Raw genomic sequence first — 26,344 nt, 5'->3', positions numbered from 1 at the left:
GCAGCGGGTCGTTGGGGGCTGGTGGCGCAGTTCCCCGCGCCCCTGGCGGGGCGCGTGACAGCCCCTAGTCGATCCCGGCCACCAGTTCGGTGGCGCGTGAGGCGGGTACGCCCGCCGCGGTCAGTACGGTGACCGCGGCGGAGCGGCCCGCCTCTTCTGCTGGGATCAGCCCGTCGTTGACCGCTTCGAGCAGTCCGAACAGCACCTGCTCATGGACGTACGCGAGGGCCGGTGGCGGCAGGGGAGAGGTGAACTCGCCCGATTCCAGGCCCTGTTGGAGCAGTTCGCTGCAGCTGTCGCGGACCGGGCTGAGCCTGGCGCGGATGCCCTCGACGGTGACGGCGCGCTGCGCGAGCGCGACCAGCAGACGGTAGCGGTCGGCGACCTCCCACACGGCGAGCAGCGAGCGGGCCACGGCCTCGGCCGGGTCGCTCACGCCCGCGCGCCCCTCGGTCTGCGCGGCCTCGACCGCGACGACCGCGTCGTCGACCAGCGCGGCGACGAGCGCCTCGCGGCTGGGGAAGTGCCCGTAGACCGTTCGCCTGACGACGCCCGCGGCCCTGGCGATCTGGTCCATGGACGCGTCCGGGTCGCGCAGCAGCTCGGCGAGGGCGACGTCGAGGATGCGGCGGCGGTTGGTGTCGGCTCGGCCTGAAGTCACGCGCCCATTCTGCACCCCGGTGCCGACCCCGTTCACGTGTGGTTTTGCACAGCGCTGTGCAATGACGTAAATTGCACAGTGCTGTGTAATTGCACATTGCTGTGCAATGTCCGTGGGCACGTGGACGCGTGGAACGGACTCGTGGACTGTGGGGCCGAGCGCCCCGGAGGGTGGCAAGGGAATGCGCCTCGTCATGAAGGAACCGGTCGAGGGGATGGACCGGCCGTACGCCCGCCGCTGGTGGGCCCTGATCGTGCTCTGCCTGAGCCTGCTGATCATCGTCATGGCGAACACCGCGCTCACCGTCGCGGCACCCGACATGACCAAGGACCTCGGCCTGACCAGCGCCGACCTCCAGTGGGTCATCGACGGCTACACCGTCCCGTACGCGGCCCTGATGCTGCTGCTCGGCGCGATCGGCGACAAGTACAGCCGGCGCGGGGCGCTCGTCCTCGGCCTCGTCGTCTTCGGCGGCGGCGCCGTCGCGGGCTCGCTCGTCGACAGCTCCACCGGGGTCATCGCGGCCCGCGCGGTGATGGGCGTCGGCGCGGCCATGATCATGCCCGCCACGCTGTCGCTGCTCGCGGCCACCTTCCCGCGCGCCGAGCGCGCCAAGGCCATCGTGCTGTGGACCGCCACCGCGGGCCTCGCCATCGCGGCCGGGCCGCTGGTGGCCGGGGCGCTCCTGCGCGACCACGGCTGGTCGTCGACGTTCCTGATCAATGTGCCCGTGGCCGCCGTCGCCCTCGTCGGCGCCCTCGTCCTCGTACCGCCGTCCAAGGCCGCGCACCAGCACCGCATCGACTACGTCGGCGGTCTGCTCTCCGTCGTCTGGGTCGGCGCCCTCGTCTACATGATCATCGAGGGTCCGCACTTCGGCTGGGGCGCCAAGGCGATCGGCGCCGCGGTCGTCGCGGGCGTGGCCCTGGTGGCCTTCGTGCTGTGGGAGCTGCGCCACCCGCGCCCGGTCCTGGACGTCCGCCGCTTCGCGGACCGCCGCTTCTCCGGCTCGAACCTCGCGGTCGCCCTGTTCTTCCTCGCGGTCTTCGGCGCCTTCTACTACCTGACCCAGCACCTCCAGTTCGTCCTCGGCTACGACGCCCTGGCCACCGGCGTCCGCATGCTGCCGCTCGCCGGAGCGGTCTTCGTGGGCTCGGCGCTCACGGGGTACCTCACCCCGCGCATCGGCATGAAGATCACGGTGACGGCCGGCATGGTCGGCGGCACCGCGGCCCTCGCCCTCCTCACCCGCGTCGACGCCACGTCCTCGTACGGGGACTTCGTGCCGTCCCTGGTCATCCTCGGCCTCGCGATCGGCCTCGCCCTCTCGCCGTGCACCGACGCGATCATGGGCTCGTTCCCCGAGTCGGAGCTGGGCGTGGGCGGCGCGGTCAACGACACGTCGCTCGAACTCGGCGGCTCGCTCGGCATCGCGATCCTCGGCTCGGTCCTGGCCGGTTCGTACTCGTCGCGGCTGGCGGACAACACGGCCGGTTCGAAGCTGCCCGCGGACGCGCTGGGCACCGCGCAGGACTCGGTCGGCGCGGGCTACGCGGTCGCGCAGGGCATCGGGGACCACGCCCACAAGATCGCCGAGAAGGCGGCGGGCGCGACCGGCCCCGAGCAGGCGGCCCAGCTCAAGGCGCAGGCCGAGCAGCTCTCGGGCGGCGCGCGGCAGATGGCCGACGCGGTGGGCTCCGCCTTCTCGGACGCGGTGGCCCACACGAGCGTGGTCGGCGCGGTGATCCTCGGCGTCGGGACCGTGCTGGTGGCGGTACTGCTGCCGCGGCGGGGGGAGCGGGTGGCGGAGGCAGAGGCGGACGCCGCCGCCGAGCCGTCCGGCGCCGTCGAGCCGGGCGCCGGGGTCGCGTCGGACGTCCCTGAGGAGGAGCCGGCCGCGCGGAGCAACGCCTGATCGCTGGCCTTTCCGTCGGCGTCAACGTCTACCGTCGAGGACATGCGCATCGGAGAGCTGGCGGAGCGGGCCGGGACGTCCACGCGGACGCTGAGGTACTACGAGTCGCGCGGGCTGCTGCCCGCGCGGCGCGCGGGCAACGGCTACCGCACGTACGACGAGGCGGACCTGCGGGCCCTGCGGCAGATCAGGACGCTGCAGGACTTCGGGTTCGAGCTGGAGGAGACCCGGCCCTTCGTGGAGTGCCTGCGGGCCGGGCATCCGGAGGGCGACTCGTGCCCCGCCTCGCTCGCGGTGTACCGCCGCAAGCTCGGCGAACTCGATGCGCTGATCGGCGAGTTGACCGCCGTACGGGAGAAGGTCGGCGCGCAGCTGGAGCGCGCCGAAGGGGCCATGGACGCGCTGGCGGGCGAGGACCCGTCGCCGCGCTGCGAACTGGGAGGGTGATGTGAGCACGGATCTGAGGGACGTCACGGACGCGGACTTCGACACAGAGGTGCTGGGGGCCGGGAGGCCGGTCCTGGTGGAGTTCACCGCCGAGTGGTGCGGGCCGTGCCGGCAGCTCGCGCCGGTGCTTCGCTCCATCGCGGACGAGGAGCGGGAGCGGCTCGACGTCGTGGTGATCGACGTGGACCGCAACCCGGAGACCGCGGTGCGTTACGGGGTGCTGTCGATGCCGACGCTCATGGTCTTCAAGGACGGCGAGCCGGTGTGGTCGCGGGTCGGGGCACGCCCGAAGCGGCGACTGCTGGAGGAATTGGCGGAGGTCGCCTGATCGCGTCGGTGTGACGGAGGCCGGTGACCGGGCCGAATAGCGGCGGTGAAATCCCTGGGGTGCAATTGGACCCTGCCAGGGGGTATATTGAGTTTTTCTGTGTGCCCACAGAAAAGGCCCCTCACCGGGGGCCGAATAAACACATCGTACCTGGCAGGGAGCCGCTTTGTCAACCCGTGAAGCGCGTGAAATCGCTGAATTGCAGAAAGAGCAGGAATTCATCGACCGGCTTTACGCGCGCGTCGATGTGCTGCGCGGCGATGCCGCGGAGTCGGTCACGGACGCCCTGACGCCGGTCGGCACCGGTCAGCAGGCGCGGCTCGAAAGGGATCTCCTCGTCGTCGAGCGTTCCGGCCTGCTCGCGGCGCTGAACTCGGTCGACGGTTCGCTGTGCTTCGGCCGGATCGATCTCACCGAAAAGGCGGGCGGCACCGCGCATCACATCGGGCGCATCGGAATTCGCGAGGACGACAGCGAGCACACCCCGATTCTGATCGACTGGCGCGCGCCGGTCGCCCGCCCCTTCTATCTCGCCACCGGGCACACGCCCATGGGCATCAGGCGGCGCCGCCACCTCACCACCGAGGGCCGCACCGTCACCGAGCTGCACGACGAGATCCTCGACCTGGGTGACGAGGAGCGCACCGGGTTCGAGGACCCGACCGGCGACGCGGTGCTGCTCGCCGCCCTGAACTCGGCCCGCACCGGCCGCATGGGCGACATCGTGCAGACCATCCAGGCCGAGCAGGACCGGATCATCCGCCACTCGCACCGCGGCGTGCTCGTGGTGGAGGGCGGTCCCGGCACGGGCAAGACCGCGGTGGCGCTGCACCGGGCGGCGTTCCTCCTGTACGAGCAGCGCGAGCTCCTCGCCAAGCGGGCCGTGCTCATCGTCGGCCCGAACCCCGCCTTCCTCGGCTACATCGGGGAGGTCCTGCCCGCGCTCGGCGAGACCGGTGTGCTGCTCGCGTCGCTCGGTGAGCTGTTCCCCGGTGTGCACGCCACCGCCGAGGACACCCCGCACGCCGCCGCCGTCAAGGGCGCCGAGGCCATGGTGGACGCCCTCGCGCTCGCCGTGCGCGACCGGCAGCAGCTCCCCGAGCCCGGCGCCCCGGTGGTCGTCCCGCACGACGACGGTGACCTGATCCTCGACTGGGAGATCGCCTACGAGGCCCGGCAGGCGGCCCGCGACACGCTCCTGCCGCACAACCTCGCCCGCCCCCACTTCGCCTTCCGGATCATCGACGCGCTCACCGCCCAGCTCGCGGAGCGTATCGGCGCCGACCCGTACGGCGGCCCCAACTTCCTCGGTCCCGACGACCTCGCCCAGCTCGGCAAGGGCGTCGCCGCCAGCACCGAAGTGCACGCCGCCATCGAGGAGTTGTGGCCCCGGCTCACCCCGCAGGACCTCGTCGCGGACTTCCTGGCCGAACCCGTTCAGCTGGCCGGCGAGGACGCGAAGGTGATCCGGCGGGACGTGACGGGGCCGGCGGACTGGACCCCCGCGGACGTTCCGCTCCTCGACGAGGCCGCCGAGCTGATCGGCGTCGACGACAGTGCCGAGCGCGCCCTGGCCGAGGCGGCGCGACAGGAGCGGATCGCCTACGCACAGGGCGTCCTCGAACTCTCGCGTGGCTCCGAGACGTACGAGTTCGAGGACGAGGAGGACTCCGAGGTCCTCGCCGCGCACGACATCGTCGACGCCGAGCGGGTCGCCGACTGGTACGAGGAGGAGGACCACCGCAGCGCCGCCGAGCGCGCGGCGGCCGACCGGACCTGGGCGTTCGGACACATCATCGTCGACGAGGCGCAGGAGCTGTCGCCGATGGCGTGGCGGCTGCTGATGCGGCGTTCGCCGACGCGGTCCATGACCCTGGTCGGCGACCCCGCGCAGACCGCCGAGGAGGCGGGCGTCGGATCGTGGGAGAAGATCCTCGCGCCGTACGTCGAGGACCGCTGGGAGCACACCCGGCTCGGCGTCAACTACCGCACGCCGTCCGAGATCATGGACGTCGCGGCGGCCGTGCTGCGCGCCGAGCACCCCGGCTTCGAGCCGCCGTCCTCGGTCCGCTCGACGGGTGTGCGCCCCTGGGCGCGCGCGGCCGACGACATCGTGAAGGCCGTGGCCGAGGAGGCCCTCGCCGCGACGCCCGAGGAGGGGCGGCTCGCGGTGATCGCCCCCCGCCGGCTGCACACGGCGCTCGCCGCCGTGCTGCCGGACGTCGTGGCGGGCGGCGAGCCCGATCTCACCAAGCACCTGGTGCTGCTCGACCCCCGCCAGGCCAAGGGGCTCGAGTTCGACCGCGTGCTCGTCGTGGAGCCCGGCGAGTACGGCGTCAGCGACCTCTACGTCGCGCTGACCCGGGCCACCCAGACCCTCGGCGTCGTGCACGGCGGGGAGCTGCCCGAGTCGCTGCGCGGCGTGCTCGTCACGCGGGCCTGAGCCACACCGTCGCGAGCGGCGGCAGCGTGAGCCGGACACTGGCCGGACGCCCGTGGGCACCCTGGGCGTCCGGCTTGACCGGGTCCGGGTTGCCGACGTCGCCGCCGCCGTAACGGGCCGCGTCGGTGTTGAGGACCTCGTGCCAGGCCGGTACGTCGTCGGGGGCGCCGAACCGGTACTCGTGGCGGACCACCGGCGAGAAGTTGGACACCGACATGAGCGGGCTGCCGTCGGCGGCGCGCCTCAGGAACGCGAACACGTTGTCCTGCGCCGCGTCACCGACGATCCACTCGAAGCCCGCCGGGTCCATGTCCCGCTGCCAGAGCGCCGGTTCGTTCCGGTAGACGGCGTTCAGGTCGCGGGTGAGGTCGCGGACACCGCGGTGGTCGGGCTCCGCCGGGTACGACGGGTCGAGCAGCCACCAGTCCGGGCCGTGCGCCTCCGACCACTCGGCTCCCTGGGCGAACTCCTGCCCCATGAAGAGGAGTTGCTTGCCCGGGTGGGACCACATGAAGCCGAGGTAGGCGCGGTGGGTGGCCCGCTGCTGCCACCAGTCGCCGGGCATCTTGGACACCAGGGCCTTCTTGCCGTGCACCACTTCGTCGTGCGAGATCGGCAGGACGTAGTTCTCGCTGTACGCGTACACCATCGAGAAGGTCATCTCGTCGTGGTGATAGCTGCGGTGGACCGGGTCATGGGACACATAGCCGAGCGAGTCGTGCATCCAGCCCATGTTCCACTTCAGGCCGAAGCCGAGCCCCCCGAAGCCGCCCGGCCCGATGTGATGGGTCGCGCGGGTCACGCCGTCCCACGCCGTCGACTCCTCGGCGATCGTCACGACGCCGGGGATCCGGCGGTACAGCGTCGCGTTCATCTCCTGGAGGAAGTCGACCGCGTCCAGATTCTCCCGGCCGCCGTACTCGTTCGGTGTCCACTGGCCGTGTTCGCGCGAGTAATCGAGGTAGAGCATGGAGGCCACGGCGTCGACCCGCAGGCCGTCGATGTGGAACTCCTCGCACCAGTACACGGCGTTGGCCACCAGGAAGTTGCGGACCTCCTTGCGGCCGTAGTCGAACTCGAGGGTGCCCCAGTCGGGGTGGGCGGCGCGCAGCGGGTCCTCGTGCTCGTACAGGGTGCGGCCGTCGAACTCGGCGAGGGCCCAGTCGTCGCGCGGGAAGTGGGCCGGCACCCAGTCCATGAGGACGCCGATGCCCGCCTGGTGCAGCGCGTCGACCAGATACCGGAAGTCGTCGGGCGTGCCCATGCGGGCCGTCGGGGCGTAGAAGCCGGTGACCTGGTAGCCCCACGACCCGCCGAAGGGGTGCTCGGCCACCGGCATCAGCTCTACGTGCGTGAAGCCCAGGTCTGATACATAGCGGGGCAGTTGATCGGCGAGCTGACGGTAGGTGAGGCCCGGGCGCCAGGACGCGAGATGGATCTCGTAGACCGAGAACGGGGCTTCGTGCGCGGGCGGCGTGCCGCGGGCGGCCATCCACTCGTCGTCGTGCCAGGTGTGGTGCGACGCGTCGATGACGGAGGAGTTGGCGGGCGGGACCTCCGTGCGGCGGGCCAGCGGGTCCGCGCGCATCGTCTTCGAGCCGTCCGGCCGGGTGATCTCGAACTTGTACAGCTCGCCCTCGCCGAGCGACGGGACGAAGAGCTCCCAGATCCCCGTGGAGCCCAGCGAGCGCATCGGGTGGCCCGTCCCGTTCCAGTAGTTGAAGTCGCCCACGACGCGCACCCCTCGGGCGTTGGGCGCCCAGACGGTGAAGCGGGTGCCGGTGATGCCCTGATGCGTCATGGGGTGCGCGCCGAGCGCCTGCCACAGCTGCTCGTGCCGGCCCTCGCCGATCAGGTGCAGGTCGAACTCGGAGAGCGCGGGCCGCAGCCCGTACGGGTCCGGGGTCTCGTGGTCGGCGCCCTCGTAGGTGACTTGGAGGCGGTACTCGTCCGGGGGTGCGGGCAGGTCGGCGAGGCCCGAGAAGAAGCCGTCGCCGTCGTCGTGCAGCAGGACCCTGAGGCCGTCCGCCACGACCGTGACCGTGCGGGCGTACGGGCGCAGCGCCCGGAACGCCGTGCCGGTGGACATGGGGTGCGCGCCCAGCGTGGAGTGCGGGTCGTGGTGGGTGCCGGCGAGGAGGCGGTCGCGGTCGGCGGCGGGGGTGGGGGCCGGGGCGGCGGTGACGGGTGTCGCAGGTGTGGAGCGGGAGGGGTCGTGCGTCACGGGGTGGCCTCCTGGCTCGGGATCGACATGGGGTGTTGCGGTGCCGCGTCTTCGGGCCGGGGGCGCGGCATGCCGGAGGCCTCCGCGGCGAGACGCTCGATCGCCGAGAGGGGGATCGGCAGCCAGTCCGGGCGGTGATGGGCCTCGTAGACGGCTTCGTAGACCGCCTTGTCCGTCTCGTAGGCGCGCAGCAGGACCGGGTCCGTGCGCGGGTCGTCACCGGAGGCCTGCGCGTAGCCCGCGCAGTACGCGTCCCGGCACCGGCGCGCCCAGTCCGGCGCCCACGGCCGGTTCGTGCGGGCCGCGTAGTCGAAGGAGCGCAGCATGCCGGCCACGTCCCGGGCGGGCGGGTGCGGCAGCCGGCGTTCGGGCAGGGGGCGGGAGGGCTCGCCCTCGAAGTCGATGACCGACCAGGCACCGGCGGGCGAGCGCAGGCACTGGCCCAGGTGCAGGTCCCCGTGGACGCGCTGGGCGGTGCGGGGAGTCGTGTCGGCCGCGAGGGCGTCGAAGGCGGTGTGCAGCGCGGGTGCGTAGGGATGGAGCGCCGGTACGGCCTGCACCGCCTTGTCGAGACGGTCCTTCATCGACTGCGCCAGCTGCACGGTGTGGGCGCGGCCCAGGGTGACCGTCGGCAGGGCGTGTGCCAGGGCGAGATGGATCTCGGCTGTCGCGCGGCCGAGTTCGCGGGCCTCGTGGCGGAAGTCCTGCCCCTTGGACAGTTCGCCGAGCGCGAGGTCCCAGCCGTCCGTCGCACCCGTGAGGTAGGGCTGGAGCAGGCCGAGCGAGAGCGGGTCGCCGTCCGTCGTCTCGAACCACGCCACCGGGGCGAGCGCGCGTTCGCAGCCCTCGTCGGCCAGCGCGCGCTGGAGTTCCAGGTCCGGGTTGAGGCCCGGCGTGACACGGCGGAACACCTTGAGGATGAACGTATCTCCGTAAATGATCGACGAGTTGGACTGCTCCGCGTCGAGGGGGCGGGGGGTGAGGCCCGGTGGGATCGGGGTCTCGCCGTCGTGCGCGAAACGGAGTCCGTCCAGGCGGCCCGGGTGGCGCAGCCGTTCCAGGAGGAGGTCCGTCAGGCGGGGGTCGAGCAGGGCCTCGTAGACCGTGCGCCCGGCGAGGGGTCCCTGCGCGACGTGGCCGATGAGGGCCGGCGCCAGGTACGGGGGCAGCGACTCCCGTACGCCCAGCAGGAGTTGGTACGTGTCCTGGGTGGGCTCGATGCGCAGGAGGGCGTGGATGAGGCCCGGCTGCCGTGCCGTGGCCGGCAGCAGGTCCGTCGCGGCGAGCAGGGTGAGGGCGGGTGCTGTTCTGCCCGCGAACCAGCGTTGCCGGGGCAGCCACGCGCGCAGGAGCGGATCGAGCGAGGCGAGCAGCTCGGGTCGCGCGGTCGGGCCGGTTCGGGTGACGGCATCCGGCATGGCGTCACGTCCTTTCCCCGGGGCGGGCCGCGACTGGGTGCGGGGCGGCGTCCCGGAAATGCGGCAGAGGCAGTACGTGCGGGACGTGTCGGGGTGTGTGGTGATGGGTGCCCAGGGAGGGGCGGTGGAAACCGGCCCTCCCCGGGCGGCGGTCAGGCTTCCTTGCGCAGCCGGAACCAGTAGAAGCCGTGACCTGCGAGGGTGAGGAGATAGGGCAGTTCACCGATGGCCGGAAAGCGCACCCCGCCGATCAGCTCGACCGGGTGGCGGCCGCTGAAGGCCTGGAGGTCGAGTTCGGTGGGCTGGGCGAAGCGCGAGAAGTTGTGCACGCACAGGACGAGGTCGTCCCCCTTGTCCTCGGTCGGGGGGGCTTCGCGCAGGAAGGCGAGCACGGCCGGGTTGGACGAGGGCAGTTCGGTGTAGGAGCCGAGGCCGAATGCTTCGTTCTGTTTGCGGATCTCGATCATCCGGCGTGTCCAGTGCAGCAGCGAGGACGGGGACGACATGGACGCTTCGACGTTCGTGACCTGGTAGCCGTAGACGGGGTCCATGATCGTGGGGAGCGAGAGCCGGCCCGGGTCGCAGGAGGAGAAGCCGGCGTTGCGATCGGGTGTCCACTGCATCGGTGTGCGCACGGCGTCGCGGTCGCCGAGCCAGATGTTGTCGCCCATGCCGATCTCGTCGCCGTAGTAGAGGATCGGCGAGCCGGGCAGGGAGAGCAGGAGTGCGGTGAACAGCTCGATCTGATTGCGGTCGTTGTCGAGGAGGGGTGCGAGGCGGCGGCGGATGCCGATGTTGGCGCGCATCCGCGGGTCCTTGGCGTACTCCGCGTACATGTAGTCGCGCTCTTCGTCGGTGACCATTTCGAGCGTGAGCTCGTCGTGGTTGCGCAGGAAGATGCCCCACTGGCAACTCGACGGGATGGCGGGGGTCTTGGCCAGGATTTCCGAGACCGGGTAGCGCGACTCCCTGCGCACGGCCATGAAGATGCGGGGCATGACCGGGAAGTGGAACGCCATGTGGCATTCGTCGCCGCCGGAGGCGTAGTCGCCGAAGTAGTCGACCACGTCTTCGGGCCACTGGTTGGCCTCGGCGAGCAGCACCGTGTCCGGATAGTGCGCGTCGATCTCCTTGCGGACCCGCTTGAGGAGCTCGTGCGTGGCCGGCAGGTTCTCGCAGTTGGTCCCCTCCTCCGCGTAGAGGTAGGGCACCGCGTCGAGCCGGAAGCCGTCGATGCCGAGGTCCAGCCAGAAGCGCAGTGCGGCGAGGATCTCCTCCTGGACGCGCGGGTTCTCGTAGTTGAGGTCGGGCTGGTGGGAGAAGAAGCGGTGCCAGTAGTACTGCTTGCGCACCGGGTCGAACGTCCAGTTCGACGCCTCGGTGTCGACGAAGATGATCCGCGCGTCCTCGTACTGCTTGTCGTCGTCGGCCCAGACGTAGTAGTCGCCGTACGGCCCGTCGGGGTCGTTGCGGGACTCCTGGAACCACGGGTGCTGGTCGCTGGTGTGGTTCATGACGAAGTCGATGATCACGCGCATCCCGCGCTGGTGCGCTGCGTCGACGAACTCCACGAAGTCGGCCAGATCACCGAACTCCGGCAGCACCGCCGTGTAGTCGGAGACGTCGTAACCGCCGTCCCGCAGCGGGGACTTGAAGAACGGCGGCAGCCAGAGGCAGTCCACGCCGAGCCACTGGAGATAGTCCAGTTTCGCGGTGATGCCCTTGAGGTCGCCCACGCCGTCGCCGTTGCTGTCCTGGAAGGAGCGGACGAGGACCTCGTAGAAGACGGCACGTTTGAACCAGTCGGGGTCCCGGTCCTTGGCGGGGGTGTCCTCGAAGGTGTCCGGGACGGGTTCATTGACGGTCATGGTGTGGGTGACCCTCCGGTCAACGGTGAGGACGGTCGCAGGACGGTGAGGATGTGCGCGGGCGCGCGGCCCGGCTCGAGGCGCACATAGTTGGCCCTGCCCCAGTGGTAGGTCTCACCGGTGAGCTCGTCGCGCACCGGCGCGGACTCGTGCCAGCCGAGTCCCAGTTGCGGCATGTCCAACGACACCGTCGCCTCCTGGGTGTGGTGGGGATCGAGGTTCGCGACCACCAGAACCGTGTTCGAACCATGTGCGCCTGTGACCGACTTGGAGTACGCGATCACCGTGTCCTGGTCGGTGTGGTGGAAGTGCACGTCACGCAGCCGGCGCAGGGCGGGGCTGCGGCGCCTGATGTCGTTGAGCCGGGTGATGAGGGGTGCGATCGAACGCCCCTCGTGCTCGGCCGACTCCCAGTCGCGCGGCCGCAGTTCGTACTTCTCCGAATGGAGATACTCCTCGCTTCCGGGACGTAGCGGGGCGTTTTCGCACAGTTCGTAGCCGCTGTAGACGCCCCAGGTCGGCGAGAGCGTGGCGGCCAGAACCGCGCGCACCTCGAACGCGGGGCGTCCGCCGTTCTGAAGGTAGGCGTGCAGGATGTCCGGGGTGTTCACGAAGAAGTTGGGGCGCATGTACGCGGCCGTGTCCTTCGCCAGCTCCGTCGTGTACTCGGTGAGTTCCTGCTTCGAGTTGCGCCAGGTGAAGTAGGTGTACGACTGCTGGAAGCCGGCCTGCGCGAGGGCGCGCATCATCGCGGGGCGCGTGAACGCCTCGGCGAGGAAGATCACGTCGGGGTCGGTGCGGTTGATCCCCCTGATGACCCGTTCCCAGAAGACGACGGGCTTGGTGTGCGGGTTGTCGACGCGGAAGATGCGCACGCCGTGGTCCATCCAGAAACGCAGGACGCGGGTCGTCTCGGCGACGAGGCCGGGCATGTCCTTGTCGAAGGCGATCGGGTAGATGTCCTGGTACTTCTTCGGCGGGTTCTCCGCGTACGCGATCGTGCCGTCCGGACGGTGATGGAACCACTCGGGGTGCTTCTCCACCCACGGATGGTCGGGCGAACACTGGAGCGCGAAGTCGAGGGCGATCTCCAGGCCCAGGTCCGCGGCCCGGCTCACGAACGCGTCGAAGTCGTCGATCGTGCCGAGGTCGGGGTGGACCGCGTCGTGACCGCCCTCCGGGGAACCGATCGCCCAAGGGACACCCACGTCGTGCGGCCCTGGGGAGAGCGAGTTGTCGGGACCCTTGCGGTACGTGGTGCCGATGGGGTGGACCGGCGGCAGATAGAGGACGTCGAAGCCCATCGCGGCGATGGCCGGGAGGCGCTTCGCCGCGGTGTGGAACGTGCCGGAGACCGGCGGTTCCCCCTCGCGCACGATCGCGCCCTCCGAGCGCGGGAAGAACTCGTACCACGCTCCGTACAGCGCGCGCTCGCGCTCCACGAGGAGCGGCAGCGGGTCGGAGCCGGTGACCAGCTCGCGCAACGGGTGGCGGGCGAGGACCTCGTCGACCTCCGGGGTGAGAGCGGCGGCCAGGCGGGCCGCCGCGGGGCGCGCGGTGTCCCGGAGCGCGGTGGCGGCGCGCAGCACGGTCTCGCGCTGCCCTTTGCGCTGCGGCACGCCCTCGGCGGCGCGTTCGTGCAGCAACGCGCCTTCCTCCAGGACGAGTTCGGTGTCGATGCCCGCCGGCACCTTGATCTGCGCGTGGCGGCGCCAAGTGGTGACGGGGTCGCCCCACGCCTCGACGATGTAGGTCCAGCGGCCCTCCGATGTGGGTGTGACCTGCGCGCCCCAGCGGTCGGTGCCGGGGGCCAGCTCGCGCATCGGGGTCCAGGGGCCCGTGCGGCCGCGCGGCGAGCGGAGCACCACGTTCGCGGCGACCGCGTCGTGGCCCTCGCGGAAGACCGTCGCGCTGACCTGGAAGGACTCGCCCGCCACCGCCTTGGCGGGCCTGCGGCCGTGGTCCACGAGGGGCTGGACGTCCAGGACGGGAATCCGCCCGAGGGGGGTGGGGGCGGTGGCGGCCGGTGGGCGTCGCCGGCCCGGTGGTTTCTGCGATTTCGCGCTTCTGGCCGACTGCTTCGCCGGGTCCGTGTGCGGCTTCGGCGAGGGACTCTGTGCGGGCATGACCGCTCCTGACCGCGGGGGTTCGGTTTGCGGAAACGGGGGTGAAGAAGGGGGTCGCGCAGTGTGTACCGGGGGAGCCTTCCACGGTCGCAGGGCGGGCAATCCGGTGCTTTGTTAACTACTCGCGCGTAAGCGCACAGACAAGTCCGGCCCCGCCGCGAGCGACGGGACCGGACCATGAACTCACCCTTCGGTTACGGGTTGTTGACCTGGAGCAGCTTGTCCGGCGAGCCGGGCGGCGTCACGGGCAGCGCGACGGCCGGGAGCGTCGCCGCCGGCCCTGACGGCCGGTAGTCGCGCACACCGCCTTGGCAGCCTCTCGTGCGGCGTCAGGCCCTACAAGACCGCATGAGGGGGTGGAATCGGCCATATCGCCCGTGGGGGACCGGTGGTGATCGCGGTGGAGGCCGCGGCGAGAATCGGACTTCCTCCGGCCGGTACGCGGGCCTCGGCCCTCGTGGGCCGCGGCGCACCCAGTAATCTGCCGGAGCGTCACGGAAGGTGCGCACGCGCACAGTTGGGGTGCGGGGATCCGGACAACGGCACGGGGGGACGGGGCAGATGATCGGCCGGCTGCGGGAGGGGTCGCCCGCGCGCATAGGTCCGTACGAGACGCTGGCCAGGCTCGGGGCGGGCGGCATGGGCGAAGTGTTCCTCGCCACCGACGGGCCGCGCGTCCCGGAGTCCCTGGTCGCCGTGAAGGCGATCCGCCGCGAGGTCGCCGGGGACCCGGCGTTCCGCGCCCGGTTCCGGCGTGAGATCGCCGTCGCCGAGTCGGTGGCGAGCCCCTTCGTGGCGCGGCTCGTCGCCGGTGACGCCGACGCGGAGCAGCCCTGGCTCGCCACGGAGTACGTCCCCGGCCCGACCCTCGCCGAGGCGGTGCGCCGGCACGGGCCGCTGCCCGCGCCCGCCGTCCTCGCGCTCGGCGCCGGGATGGCCCGGGCGCTGTCCGCGGTGCACGCCGCGGGCGCCCTGCACCGGGACCTGAAGCCGGCGAACGTCCTGCTCGGCGCCGACGGGCCCAAGCTGATCGACTTCGGCGTGGCGCGCACCCCCGGCGCCACCACGATGACCTCGACCGGGCTGCTGGTCGGGACGCCCGGCTTCATGTCGCCCGAGCATGTCGCGGGCGGGCGGCATGTGGTCGCCGCCTCCGACGTGTTCTGCCTGGCCTCGGTCCTGGCCCACGCGGCGGCCGGGCGCGACCCGTTCGGTGACGGCCCGGTGGCGGCGGTCCTCTACCGGGTCTCACGCGCGGAGGCCGAACTCGAAGGCGTGCCGCAGGAGTTGAGGGACGTCCTGGCCGAATGTCTCGTCCGGGACCCCGGGGCGCGGCCCGGGCCGGAGGCACTCGCCGAGCGATTGGCCGCCCTGGCCGGTTCCGGCGGGCCCGACGCCGGCTGGCCGGACCCCGTGGTGGAGTCGATCGCCGAGACGCGGCGGGACGTGGCACACCTGTGCGCCGCCGGACAGCCCCTGATGCCGCTCCCGCAGGACAGCGCGCCGCACGGCCGCACCCCCACCCGCACCCCGACGCAGCGCTCGACCCCGCCCGCCCTCACGCCGCACGACCTGCCCACCATGGGCGCGGCCCCGCCCGCCACCCCGGCAGCCACACCCGCGCGCCGGGCCCTGAGCCGCCGTACCGTCCTCGCCACGGTCCTCGCGGTGGCCGTCGCGGGCGGAGCCGTCGGCGCGCTGCTCGCGCTGCGCGGCCCCGCCACCGGCGACGAGGCCGGCGGTCCGGGCGGTCAGGGAGCCGGACCCGCGCCCTCCACCACGCTCTCGCCCGCCGCGCTCGTCGCGCGGGCCGGGGTGAACGGGGCCGGGACGGACGACCGGAGCGGCTACGTACCGCAGTTCCGGGAGCAGCGGCCCAAGGGCTGGAAACCGTGGCGGGGCAGGCTCGGGCACGCGCCCATGAGCTGCGCCGCCGACACCCGGGCCGTCGTCTGCCTGCTCACCGACGGGACGTACGTGGCGCTCGACGCGAGCAGCGGCCGGCGGCTGTGGACGTCGGACGGGCGCTCGCCCGCGGACGGTGACGTCGGCGACGAGGCCTACATCAGCCCCTCGGGCAAGCTGTTCATGCCCGGCGACTCGCTGGCCCCGACGGTCCGCGGCGGCACCACGGTCATCGCCCACAAGGGCCGCCTCCAGGTGCGTGACTCCCGCTCGGGCGGCGTGCGCTGGTCGGCCGCGCCCGACGGCGGTACGCACTTCACCGCGGCCCTGCTCACCGGCGAAGGCCGCCTCGTCATGTCCCAGGAGGGCTCGGCGGACGGCGTGGGCGGACCGGCGGGCGCGAAGCTGAGGGCGTTCGGCCTGAAGGACGGCACTCCCGGCTGGACCCACCGGCTCAGCACCGGCGAGCTCGCCGGTGCCGAACTGGGCGCCTACACAGCCGACCTGGCCCACGACGGCCTCGTCTACGCCGACGCGAAAGAGGGCGTCGTCGCACTCGACGAGCGGACCGGCACCCCGGTCGGCACCCCGTACGACAACGGGCAGTGCCGCACCCTCATGGCGCAGGACGGGCAGGTCCTGTGCACCCAGGTCCTGTCCGGCGACGGATCCTTCGACGACCCCAACACCACGCCGCAGACCCGGGTCACCCGCCTCGACGCCCGGACGCTCGCGGTCGAGGGCACCTTCGGATTCAAGGCGCCGGCGGTGCAGGCGGACGGCTTCCCGGGGCTCGACGTCGTCGTGAGCGCGGTCGGGTCCGGCGCCGCGGTCGCCTACGACACGACGAACGGGAAGCTCCTGGTCGCCGACGCGCGCCACGGCCGCGTCACCCGCAGGGAACCCCTCTCGACCGTCACCGACGTGATCAAGCGGCCGGTCTCGTCGGGACCGCTGATCACCGGCGACCGCGCCCTGACCGCCGACAACACCACGCTGCGGTCCGTGCCGCTCGGGGCGAAGGGCAGGGTCCGCGCCGCCGTCGTCCTCGGGGCACCCGGAAACCCGCAGATCAAGGCGCACACCGACCCCGGTACGGTCATCGCCGACTCGCCGCGGCCCCCGACGCTCTTGCTGCTCGGCGGGGTCGTGACGCTCGTCTACGACCAGGGGACCGTCGTGTCCCTGGAGATCCCGGCGTAGTCACGCGTTCCGCACCGCCCCGGTCCTTGGAGGATCCGTTGCTCGACCCGCTGCCCGGGCCCCCGCGGCACATCGGCCCCTACCGCCTGTTCGCCCTCATCGGCGCGGGCGGCATGGGTGAGGTGTACCTGGCACGTGAGCACCGGGCGGGGGCACCGCTCGTCGCCGTCAAGACGGTCAGGGCGGACCTCGACGTCGACCGCGAGTTCCGGATCAGGTTCCGGCGTGAGATCGCCGCCGCGCGTGCCGTCTCCGGTCCCGGCACGGCCGCGCTCCTCGACGGGGACGCCGACGCCCGAGTGCCCTGGCTGGCCACGGAGTACGTGCCCGGGCCCGCGCTCGCCGAGACGGTCGCCCGCTGCGGTCCGCTGCCCGTCCCCGTGGTGCGGGCCCTCGGCGCCCGGCTCGCCCGCGCCCTCGCCGCCGTGCACGCGGCGCACGTCCTGCACCGGGACCTCAAACCGGGCAACGTCCTGCTCACGCCCGAGGGCCCCAAGCTCATCGACTTCGGCATCGCGCAGGCCTTCGAGGCCACGGCGCTCACGGCCGCGGGGATGGTCGTCGGCACCCCCGGGTTCATGGCGCCCGAACAGATCGAGGGCAGCCACGCCGTCGTGCCCGCCTCGGACGTCTTCGCGCTCGGCGCCGTGCTCTGTCACGCCGCCACGGGCCGGGGCCCCTTCGACGACCCCGAACTCGCGTCGGTCGTCTTCCGCATCACCCGGGGGGACGCGGACCTGTCGGCGGTCCCGGAGGCGCTGCGCGACACGGTCGCCGCGTGTCTGCGGGTGGCGCCGGGGGAGCGGCCCGGCGCGGCGGAGCTCGCGCGGCGGCTCGACCCGGGTCCCGCCGACGCCCGGGTGCCCTGGCCCACCGAGGTGCTCTCGCTCTTCGCCGAGCACCGGGAGGCCGTCGCCCGCTGCGAACAGGACGTGGCCGCACGGTCGTTCGCGGCGGCCGACACGGCGACGGGGGCCGGGCCCACGCCGCCCCCCACACCCGTGATGCCTGAGGTGCCCCCCGCCCCGCCCGGTCGCGGGACACCCCGGCGCTGGCCGTGGCTGGTCGCGGCGGCGGTCACCGGAGCCGCGGTGGCCGCGGCGGCGGTCGTCCTGCCGGGCGGGGGCGGCGCGGGCGGTGGCACGTCACCCGGACACGAAGGCTCCAGGACCTCCGGCGGCCCCCGCGTCGTCACCGCCCACGGATCAGCCGACCGCTCGGGAGAGTTCGGCTCGGCCGGCACCCGCGCGTCCGTCCGCCCCGACGGATGGAAGCCCTGGTCCGTGGACCGCCCCGCCGCCCTGGACGACCGGGGCCGCGGCTGCGTGCTGGTCCTGCCCCGGCTGATCTGCCGCGACGGCAAGGGCGCGGCGGCCGCCTTCGACGCCGCGAGCGGCCGGGCCGGCTGGACGTCCCGCGGGTTCACGGCCGGACCCGACGACCTCCAGGGCATCCAGGAGCTGCCGCCCGAGAGCGACGGCACCCGCGTGTTCGTGCCCAGCGAGCTCGGAGTCACCGGTGTCGACGCCGCGACCGGCACCGTCCGCTGGCGCCACCGCCTGCCCCGGTACACCGGCCTGCTCGCCCTGACGTACGCGAAGGGCGTCCTCTACACCGCCGAGTTCACCATGACCCCCGGAACCCGCATGTCCCGCAGCACGGTCGTGCGGGCCCGGCGCGCCTCCGACGGCCACGAGCTGTGGCGGACCGCCCCGCTGCCCAAGCCGCAGGGCCCGCTCCTGACCGGCGACGGCCGGGTCTACCTGGCCGCCGAGGGCGGCGGAGTGCTCGCCCTCTCCACGAAGGACGGCTCCCGTACCGCCTCCGCGCCCACCGCGACCTGCTTCGCGCTCATGCGCCACGCGTCGTCCGTCCTGTGCTGGGACCTCGAACACCCGGGCGTGCGGGAACTCGACGGCCGCACCCTCGCCCTCCGGCGCACCGTCGCGGCCGACGTGCGGCCCACCCTGCCCGGCCCCGTCGTCGGCGCGGACGGCGTGCTCGTCGTGCCGGCCGGCAACGAGGACGCGTCGGACCCCGTCGACCACTTCCTCACGGCGTACGACTGGCGCACGGGCCGGCGCCTGTGGCATTACGGCGCGCCCCAGGAGACCGCCGGCCTCGCCCTGGCGGGCCAACGGGTGCTGTCCTTCGGCGCGTACGCCCTCGAAGGGCGGAACACCTCGGGTGACGTCAACACGCTTCGCAGGAAGGACACCCCGCGCACCGGGTCGGGGACCGGGGCGACGGCCGTGCACCTGGGCCAACCCCTTTATCTGGGGGGCGTGTTGTTCGCCGACACCGACGAGGGCAAGGTCGTCTCCGGCTACGCCCCGTGACCCGATCCGGTCGCCGCCGACCCGCGCGTACCGCCGGCAACCGCGTGACACGGGGGCCTTGGCGACCCCGTGCGCCGTGGTAGCCGGAGCCCGGTGGCCGTACCGTCGGAGATGACAGCCGGAGGCCGCGCGACGGAGCGCGTCCTCCTCGCACGTGTGCGCGTATGCCCGCCGCGTCCCCCTACAGAGGTGAGAACGTGAAGGCCATCCGTCGATTCACCGTTCGTCCCGTCCTGCCCGAGCCCCTCGCCCCCCTCCACGAGCTGGCCCTCAACCTGCGCTGGTCCTGGCACACCGGGACGCGCGACGTCTTCCAGGCCGTGGACCCCGGGCGCTGGGCCGCGTCCGACGGGGACCCGGTGCGGCTCCTCGGCGCCGTGCCGCACGCGCGGCTCGCCGAACTCGCAGCCGACGAGGGGTTCCTCCGCCTGCTCGGCGAGGCCGCGGACGACCTCAGGTCCTATGTGGAGGGCGACCGCTGGTACCAGCAGCAAAGCGGTGGCCTGCCCGCCGCCGTCGGATACTTCTCCCCGGAGTTCGGCATCACCGCAGCCCTGCCGCAGTACTCCGGCGGCCTCGGCATCCTCGCCGGAGACCACCTCAAGGCGGCCAGCGACCTCGGGGTGCCGCTGATCGGCGTAGGACTCCTCTACCGGCACGGCTACTTCCGGCAGTCCCTGTCCAGGGACGGCTGGCAGCAGGAGCACTATCCCGTCCTCGACCCGCACGAACTGCCGCTGACCCCGTTGCGCGAACCGGACGGCACCGACTGCCGTGTCGCGCTCGTCCTGCCCGGCGGCGGCCGGCTGCTCGCCCGCGTCTGGCAGGCGCAGGTCGGCCGCGTGCCCCTGCTTCTCCTCGACTCGGACGTCGAGGAGAACGGCCCTGGCGAACGCAACGTCACCGACCGGCTCTACGGCGGCGGCAGCGAGCACCGGCTCCTCCAGGAAATGCTGCTCGGCATCGGCGGGGTGCGGGCCGTGCGCGCGTACTGCCGCCTCACCGGCCACCCCGAGCCCGAGGTGTTCCACACGAACGAGGGACACGCCGGTTTTCTCGGGGTCGAGCGGATCCACGAGCTCGCCGGACGCGGCGTGGACTTCGACGCCGCCATCGAAGCCGTACGCGCCGGGACCGTCTTCACCACGCACACCCCCGTCCCGGCCGGTATCGACCGCTTCGACCGGGAACTCGTCGCCCGCCACTTCGGGCCCGGCGCCGAACTCCCCGGCATCGACGCCGCACGCATCCTCGGCCTCGGCAGGGAGACGTACGCGGGCGGCGACCCGAACGTCTTCAACATGGCCGTGATGGGCCTGCGCCTCGCCCAGCGCGCCAACGGCGTCTCCACCCTGCACGGCAGGGTCAGCCGCGAGATGTTCTCGGGCCTGTGGCCGGGCTTCGACCCGGAGGAGGTTCCCATCACCTCCGTCACCAACGGCGTGCACGCCCCGACCTGGGTGGCCCCCGAGGTCCTGCGGCTCGGCACCCGCCACCTCGGCGAGCAGCGCACCCTGGAAGCCCTGGCCGTCGGCGGCTCCGACCGCTGGGACTCCGTCGCCGAGATCGCCGACCGGGACATCTGGGAGCTGCGCCGCGAGCTGCGCGCCCGCCTCGTGGACGAGGTCCGCGAGCGCCTCGCCGCGTCCTGGCGCCAGCGCGGCGCGGGCGCGGCGGAACTCGGCTGGATCGACGGGGTACTCGACCCCGACGTCCTCACCATCGGCTTCGCCCGCCGCGTCCCCTCCTACAAGCGGCTCACCCTGATGCTGCGCGACCCGGACCGCCTCAAGCGCCTCCTCCTCGACCCGGACCGGCCCGTCCAGATCGTCGTCGCGGGCAAGGCACACCCGGCCGACGACGGCGGCAAGCGCCTCGTGCAGGAACTGGTGCGCTTCACCGACGACCCGCGGGTGCGCCACCGCATCGTGTTCCTGCCGGACTACGGCATGGCCATGGCGCAGAAGCTCTACCCCGGCTGCGACATCTGGCTCAACAATCCGCTGCGTCCCCTGGAGGCCTGCGGGACGTCCGGCATGAAGGCCGCCCTGAACGGCTGCCTCAACCTCTCCGTCCTCGACGGCTGGTGGGACGAGTGGTTCACGCCCGACTTCGGCTGGGCGATCCCCACCGCGGACGGCGCCGCGACCGACGAGCAGCGGCGCGACGATCTGGAGGCCGCGGCCCTCTACGAGCTGGTCGAGCGCAGGGTCGCGCCCCGCTTCTACGAGCGCGGCCCCGAAGGGCTGCCCGACCGCTGGATCGAGATGGTCCGCCGCACCCTCACCCACCTGGGCCCGAAGGTTCTCGCCGGGCGCATGGTCCGCGAGTACGTCGAGAAGCTGTACGCCCCCGCGGCCCGCTCCGGCCGCGCCCTCACCCCCGACGCGGCGCGCGATCTCGCCGGGTGGAAGTCCAGGGTCCGCGCGTCCTGGCCACGGGTGGCCGTCGACCACGTGGAGGCGTCGACGGCCACGGCCGAGCTCGGTGCGACGCTGGTGCTGCGCGTGCGGGTGGCGCTCGACGAGCTCGGCCCCGAGGACGTCGAGGTCCAGGCGGTGGCCGGCCGCGTCGGCTCCGACGACCGCATCACCGACGCGACGACGGTGGCCCTGAAACCGGCCGGCGGCCCGGATCTGGACGGCCGCTGGACGTATGAGGGCCCACTCTCCCTGGACCGCACGGGCCCCTACGGCTACACCGTCCGTATCCTGCCCGCCCACCGGCTGCTCGCCTCACCGGCGGAGACGGGCCTGGTGACCGTCCCCTCGGAGGCGGCCGCGGAGGCCGCGGGAGTGCTCATGCGCTGAGGACGCGCGGAGGACGCGTTGAGGGGCGGCCGGATGGTCGGCGGCGTCGCGGGTCTCGGCGAAGATGGACCCATGACCGAGATCCAGACGCCCCGCCTCCTGCTCCGCCGCTGGTCCGACGACGACCTCGTGCCCCTCTCCGAGATCCAGGCGGACCCGGAGGTCATGCGCCGGGTCGGTGACGGCGGGCCGCGCGACCTGGAGCGGACGGCCGAGGACATCGAGCGCTGGGAGGAGGAGTGGGACGAGGAGGGCTTCGGCCCGTTCGCCGTCGAACTCCTCGCCTCCGGTGAGCTGGCCGGCGTCGTCGGCCTCTCGGTGTCCGAGCTCCAGCCCGGCATCGAGATCAACTGGTGGCTCGGCCGCCAGTTCTGGGGCCAGGGCTACGCCTCGGAGGCCGCCCAGGCCACCTTGGAGTTCGCCCTCCAGGACCGCGGCGTCGACCGGGTCGTCGCCCTGATCCGGCCGGGCGACACGGGTTCGGAGAACATCGCCCGCAAGCTGGGCATGACGGAGGGGCACGAGTTCGCGCACCCGAAGCACGGCCACCCGCTCCAGGTGCACGAGATCGACCTCACGGAGTACGAGAGCTGACGCGCGAAGGGGGCGGCACCGAAACCGGTGCCGCCCCCGACGTGCCTGCGTCCTACGTCACTTGACGTTGACCGCGGCCCACGCGCGGTCGACCGCCTTGTACTCCGCCGAGTCGGCGCCGTACAGGTCGGACGCCGCGCTCAGCGTGCCCTTGCGCGCGTTGGCGTAGTCCGTGTTCGTCGTGAAGTACGACGTCAGAGCCTTGAACCAGATCTTCTCGGCCTTGTCGCGGCCGATACCCGCGGCCGGCTGGCCGTCCGCGGTCGGGGAGTCGTACGAGACCCCGTTGATCTCCTTCTTCCCGCTGCCCTCCGACAGCAGGTAGAAGAAGTGGTTCGCGATGCCCGACGAGTAGTGCACGTCGACGTTGCCCGCGCCGCTCTTCCAGTTGTCCAGGGACGCGCCGTCCTTGCTCGGCTTGTCCATGTAGCGCAGCGGGCTGCCGTCGCCGTTGATGTCGATCTTCTCGCCGATGAGGTAGTCACCGACGTCCTTGGCGTTGTTCGCGTGGAACTCGACCGCGGTGCCGAAGATGTCGGAGGTGGCCTCGTTCAGACCGCCGGACTCACCGCTGTAGATGAGGCCCGCGGTCGCGGCGGTGACGCCGTGGGTCATCTCGTGGCCCGCCACGTCGATCGACGTCAGAGGCTTCTTGTCGCCCTCGCCGTCGCCGTACGTCATGCAGAAGCAGCTGTCGTCCCAGAACGCGTTGACGTACGCGTTGCCGTAGTGGACCCGCGAGTACGCGCCCTTGCCGTCGCCGTTGATACCGCTGCGGCCTTGGACGTCCTTGTAGTAGTCCCACGTCACCTGGGCGCCGTAGGCGGCGTCGACCGCGGCCGTGGCCGCGTCGTTGGTGGTGCCGTCGCCCCACTTGTCGTCCGCGTCGGTGAACAGCGTGCCCTTGCCGGACGATCCGTGCTTGAGGTCGTACGTGCTGTGGCCGCCGCGCTCCGCGTCCGTGAGGGCGTACGAGGAGCCGGACTTGGTGGAGCCGACCGTCACGCTGCCGCTGTACTGACTCTCGCCGGCGCCGGTGTGGATCGCGTCCCACTCGAAGATCTTCTTGCCGGTCGCGGCGTCCGTGACGACGTGCAGCTTGCGCGGCGTGCCGTCCTTCTGCGTGCCGGTGACGACCTTCTCGTAGGCGAGGCGCGGGGTGCCCGACGCCGCCCAGACCACCTTGCGGGCGCCCTCGGGGGCGGCCTTGAGGGAGGCGGAGGCCGTCGTCACGGCGATTCTCTTCGAGGTCGCGCGGGTGACGCCCTCGGACTTGCCGGCCTTGGACTCGTGGACGACCAGGTCGCCGCCGAGGACCGGGAGTCCGTCGTAGGTGCGCTCGTAGCGGGTGTGCGTCGCGCCGTCGTGGTCCTTGACCACGTCACGGACGACGAGCTTCTCCTTGGAGCCGAGCTTCAGCTCCCTCGCCGTCTCGGCCTTCTTCGCGTCGGCGTCCTGGAGGAGGCCGGCGCGGGCTGCGCCCGAGAGCTTCATCGGCGCGCCGCCCGGCGTCGCGTCGGCCACGGGCTGGGCGGACGCGCCGGTGGTCATTCCGGCGGTCAGCAGGGCTCCGGCGGCAACGGCGGTGGCGATGGCCAGAGTCGAACGCTTCTTGGTGAAGCGCGATATGTGGGGGGTCACGCAAGCTCCTTGTGTGTGGGGTAAGAGAGCTGTGTGGTGCTGAACTGGTGGCGCTTAGCTGTGTGTTGCGTGTGGTGCGTGGGGGAAGCGTGCCAGTTGAGGCTTGTACATGTCAGGAGGGCGATCACAGGTTGGCCGGAAATCGTCCGTTGAGCGATGTCTCTTGTACGTATTGCGAACGGAACATGAACGGGCGCGCCGTCCCGGGGAGTTCACTCACCCGGGGCGACGCGCCCAGACCGTGCGGGCCGAACAGCTCTCGATCGGCCTTGGATCACCTCTGCGTGCGGTTTACGGGAAGGTGAGCTTCCAGCTGTTGATGTAGCCGGTGTCCTGCGCGGCCACGTCCTGGACCTTCAGCTTCCAGGTGCCGTTGGCCACCTCGGAGGACGCGTTGACCGTGTAGGTCGCGTTGACGTTGTCCGCCGAGTCGCTGCCGCTGGAGTTCTTCAGGCGGTACGTGGACCCGTCCGGGGCCACCAGGTCGATGACCAGGTCACCGCGCCAGGTGTGCACGATGTCCACGGCGACCGAGAGGTTGCTCGGCGCGTTGCCCGTACGGCCGGTCACGGCGATCGACGAGGTGACCGCGGCGCCGGCGTCCGGTATCGCGACGTCCGTCGTGTTCTCGAACGACGTACCGCCACCGCCACCGCCGCCGGAGCGCGAGCCGACGGCTATGCCGGCCCAGGCGTCCTGCACGGCCTTGTACTCGGTGCTCGTGGTGCCGTAGAGCTCACCGGCGACCGCGAGCGTGCCGGTGCGCGCGGCCGCGTAGTTCGTGGTCGAGGTGAACTTCGTGGTGAGCGCCTTGTACCAGATCAGCTCGGCCTTGGCGCGGCCGATGCCGGTGACCGGAAGGCCGTCCGCCGTCGGCGAGTTGTAGCTGACGCCGTTGATGACCTTGGCGCCGCTGCCCTCGCTGAGCAGGTAGAAGAAGTGGTTGGCGGGGCCCGACGAGTAGTGCACGTCGAGGTTGCCGAGGCCGGAGTACCAGGAGTCCTTGGACCCGCCGTCCTTGCTCGGCTTGTCCATGTAGCGCAGCGGGGTGCCGTCGCCATTGATGTCGATCTTCTCGCCGATGAGGTAGTCACCGACGTCACTGGCGTTGTTGGCGTAGAACTCGACCGCGGTGCCGAAGATGTCGGAGGTGGCCTCGTTCAGACCGCCGGACTCACCGCTGTAGTTGAGACCGGCCGTCGCGGCGGTGACGCCGTGGGTCATCTCGTGGCCCGCCACGTCGATCGAGGTGAGGGGCTTGAGGTTGCCCTCGCCGTCTCCGTACGTCATGCAGAAGCAGCTGTCGTCCCAGAACGCGTTGACGTACGCGTTGCCGTAGTGCACCCGCGAGTACGCGGCGACACCGTCGCCGTTGATGCCGGTGCGGCCCTGCACGTTCTTGTAGTAGTCCCAGGTCTCCGCCGCGCCGTAGTGCGCGTCCGCGGCCGCGGTCTCGGTGTTCGAGGCGCTGCCGTTGCCCCACACGTCGTCCGCGCCCGAGTAGAGCGTCCCGGTCCCGGACGAGCCGTGGTTCAGGTTGTACGTCTTGTGCCCGCCGCGCCCGGTGTCGTTGAGCGTGTACGACGATCCGGACAGGGCCGTGCCGAGGGTCACGGTGCCGCTGTACTGCGTGTTGCCCGTGCCGTTCTCGATGCCCTGCCACTCGTACAGCTTCTTGCCGGTCGCCGCGTCGGTGACGACATGCAGCTGGTTCGGCGTGCCGTCTTCCTGGAGACCGCCGACCACGGTCTCGTACGCGAGGGTCGGCTTGCCCTGCGCCATCCACACGACCTTGCGCGGCGCGCGGTCCGCCCCGGTCTTCTTCGACCCGTCGGCCGCCGCGGCCTTGACCGCCTGCCGCTCCGCGGTGGCCGGCTTGACCGCCGCGGTGGTGGCGACGCCCTTGAGCGCCGACTTCGCGGCGCGCGTCACGCCCTCGGTCTTCCCGGTCTTGGCGGTGTCGACGACCAGGTCGCCGCCGAGGACGGGCAGCCCGTCGTAGGTGCGCTCGTAGCGGGTGTGCGTCGTGCCGTCGCGGTCCTGGAGGACGTCCCGTACGACGAGCTTCTCCTTGGCGCCGAGGCCGAGGTCCTTGGCGGTGTCCGCCTTGGTGGAGTTGGCCTCGCGCAGCAGCTCCGCGCGCTTGGCGGGGGAGAGCTTCACGGGGAGGGCGCCGGGGTCGGCACCCTTCGCGACGGCCTGGGCGGCCGCCGCGGCCGGCTGGACGTCCGCCGAGGCCGTGGCTCCCGCCTGGACGGCCCCGGCGAGCAGGGCGGTGGCTGCCGCGAGCGCGCCGTAGGCGGTCGCTCGCTTGCGGGAGGCGGATCTGTGGGAGGTGTCGGACGATCTCAAGGCTGACTCCTTCTGCGGGCCGCGGATCGCGCGGCCGGGGAAGACCGGACGGCGAATGACCGTCCGGGCA

At 72.2% G+C, this 26,344-nt stretch carries 15 protein-coding genes; 8 read left to right on the top strand and 7 right to left on the bottom strand.

What is annotated here, in order from left to right; translation table 11 throughout:
* Window positions 1-64 precede the first annotated feature (64 nt).
* Entirely contained in the window at window positions 65-661 is a 597-nt protein-coding gene (locus OHO83_RS16880; RefSeq protein ID WP_266674300.1) for a TetR/AcrR family transcriptional regulator, read from the bottom strand.
* A 181-nt stretch (window positions 662-842) separates the two neighbouring features.
* Between OHO83_RS16880 and OHO83_RS16875 the strand changes: the two genes are divergently transcribed.
* The 4 genes from OHO83_RS16875 to OHO83_RS16860 all read left to right on the top strand — a co-directional run bounded on the left by OHO83_RS16875 (window position 843) and on the right by OHO83_RS16860 (window position 5,794).
* On the top strand, window positions 843-2,576 hold the full coding sequence (locus tag OHO83_RS16875; RefSeq protein ID WP_266674302.1) for an MFS transporter: 1,734 nt from the start codon (window positions 843-845) through the stop codon (window positions 2,574-2,576).
* 42 nt (window positions 2,577-2,618) lie between these two features.
* Entirely contained in the window at window positions 2,619-3,023 is a 405-nt protein-coding gene (locus tag OHO83_RS16870) for a MerR family transcriptional regulator (RefSeq protein WP_266674304.1), read from the top strand.
* 1 nt (window position 3,024) lies between these two features.
* The gene (gene trxA / locus OHO83_RS16865) at window positions 3,025-3,351 is read left to right on the top strand and encodes a thioredoxin (RefSeq protein WP_323186927.1); all 327 of its coding nucleotides are present in this window, start codon (window positions 3,025-3,027) and stop codon (window positions 3,349-3,351) included.
* A gap of 199 nt (window positions 3,352-3,550) precedes the next feature.
* Window positions 3,551-5,794, top strand: a complete 2,244-nt coding sequence (locus OHO83_RS16860; protein WP_266674306.1) for a HelD family protein — start codon at window positions 3,551-3,553, stop codon at window positions 5,792-5,794.
* Here OHO83_RS16860 and glgB read toward each other — a convergent pair.
* The 4 genes from glgB to OHO83_RS16840 form a co-directional block, all read right to left on the bottom strand.
* Window positions 5,781-8,018 carry a 1,4-alpha-glucan branching enzyme gene (gene glgB / locus OHO83_RS16855; RefSeq protein ID WP_266674308.1) on the bottom strand — a complete coding sequence of 746 codons (2,238 nt, stop codon included), beginning with the start codon at window positions 8,016-8,018 and terminating at the stop codon, window positions 5,781-5,783. The genes OHO83_RS16860 and glgB overlap by 14 nt on opposite strands.
* Window positions 8,015-9,436: a maltokinase N-terminal cap-like domain-containing protein gene (locus OHO83_RS16850; RefSeq protein WP_266674310.1), complete on the bottom strand. Its 1,422-nt coding sequence runs from the start codon at window positions 9,434-9,436 to the stop codon at window positions 8,015-8,017. Before OHO83_RS16850 ends, glgB begins: the two co-directional genes overlap by 4 nt.
* 152 nt (window positions 9,437-9,588) lie before the next feature.
* On the bottom strand, window positions 9,589-11,304 hold the full coding sequence (treS, locus tag OHO83_RS16845; RefSeq protein WP_266674312.1) for a maltose alpha-D-glucosyltransferase: 1,716 nt from the start codon (window positions 11,302-11,304) through the stop codon (window positions 9,589-9,591).
* A complete protein-coding gene (locus OHO83_RS16840; RefSeq protein ID WP_266674314.1) occupies window positions 11,301-13,430 on the bottom strand; it encodes an alpha-1,4-glucan--maltose-1-phosphate maltosyltransferase in 2,130 nt (709 codons plus the stop codon). Before OHO83_RS16840 ends, treS begins: the two co-directional genes overlap by 4 nt.
* 561 nt (window positions 13,431-13,991) lie before the next feature.
* Here OHO83_RS16840 and OHO83_RS16835 point away from each other — a divergent pair.
* From OHO83_RS16835 to OHO83_RS16820, 4 genes are all read left to right on the top strand, one after another.
* Entirely contained in the window at window positions 13,992-16,538 is a 2,547-nt protein-coding gene (locus OHO83_RS16835) for a serine/threonine-protein kinase (protein WP_266674316.1), read from the top strand.
* A gap of 26 nt (window positions 16,539-16,564) precedes the next feature.
* Entirely contained in the window at window positions 16,565-18,877 is a 2,313-nt protein-coding gene (locus OHO83_RS16830; RefSeq protein WP_266674318.1) for a protein kinase domain-containing protein, read from the top strand.
* Between the two features lie 197 nt (window positions 18,878-19,074).
* Window positions 19,075-21,687: an alpha-glucan family phosphorylase gene (glgP, locus tag OHO83_RS16825; protein ID WP_266674320.1), complete on the top strand. Its 2,613-nt coding sequence runs from the start codon at window positions 19,075-19,077 to the stop codon at window positions 21,685-21,687.
* Between the two features lie 72 nt (window positions 21,688-21,759).
* A complete protein-coding gene (locus OHO83_RS16820; protein ID WP_266559899.1) occupies window positions 21,760-22,281 on the top strand; it encodes a GNAT family N-acetyltransferase in 522 nt (173 codons plus the stop codon).
* Between the two features lie 57 nt (window positions 22,282-22,338).
* Here OHO83_RS16820 and OHO83_RS16815 read toward each other — a convergent pair whose 3' ends face one another.
* Both OHO83_RS16815 and OHO83_RS16810 read right to left on the bottom strand, forming a co-directional pair.
* A complete protein-coding gene (locus tag OHO83_RS16815) occupies window positions 22,339-23,922 on the bottom strand; it encodes a M4 family metallopeptidase (protein WP_266674323.1) in 1,584 nt (527 codons plus the stop codon).
* A gap of 291 nt (window positions 23,923-24,213) precedes the next feature.
* On the bottom strand, window positions 24,214-26,274 hold the full coding sequence (locus tag OHO83_RS16810; RefSeq protein ID WP_266674325.1) for a M4 family metallopeptidase: 2,061 nt from the start codon (window positions 26,272-26,274) through the stop codon (window positions 24,214-24,216).
* Window positions 26,275-26,344 lie beyond the last annotated feature (70 nt).

This window comes from Streptomyces sp. NBC_00569, assembly GCF_036345255.1.
In the GTDB taxonomy this organism is placed as follows: Bacteria; Actinomycetota; Actinomycetes; order Streptomycetales; family Streptomycetaceae; genus Streptomyces.
Note: the sequence above shows the minus strand (reverse complement) of the source record. Positions and strands in the feature narration are given on the sequence as shown.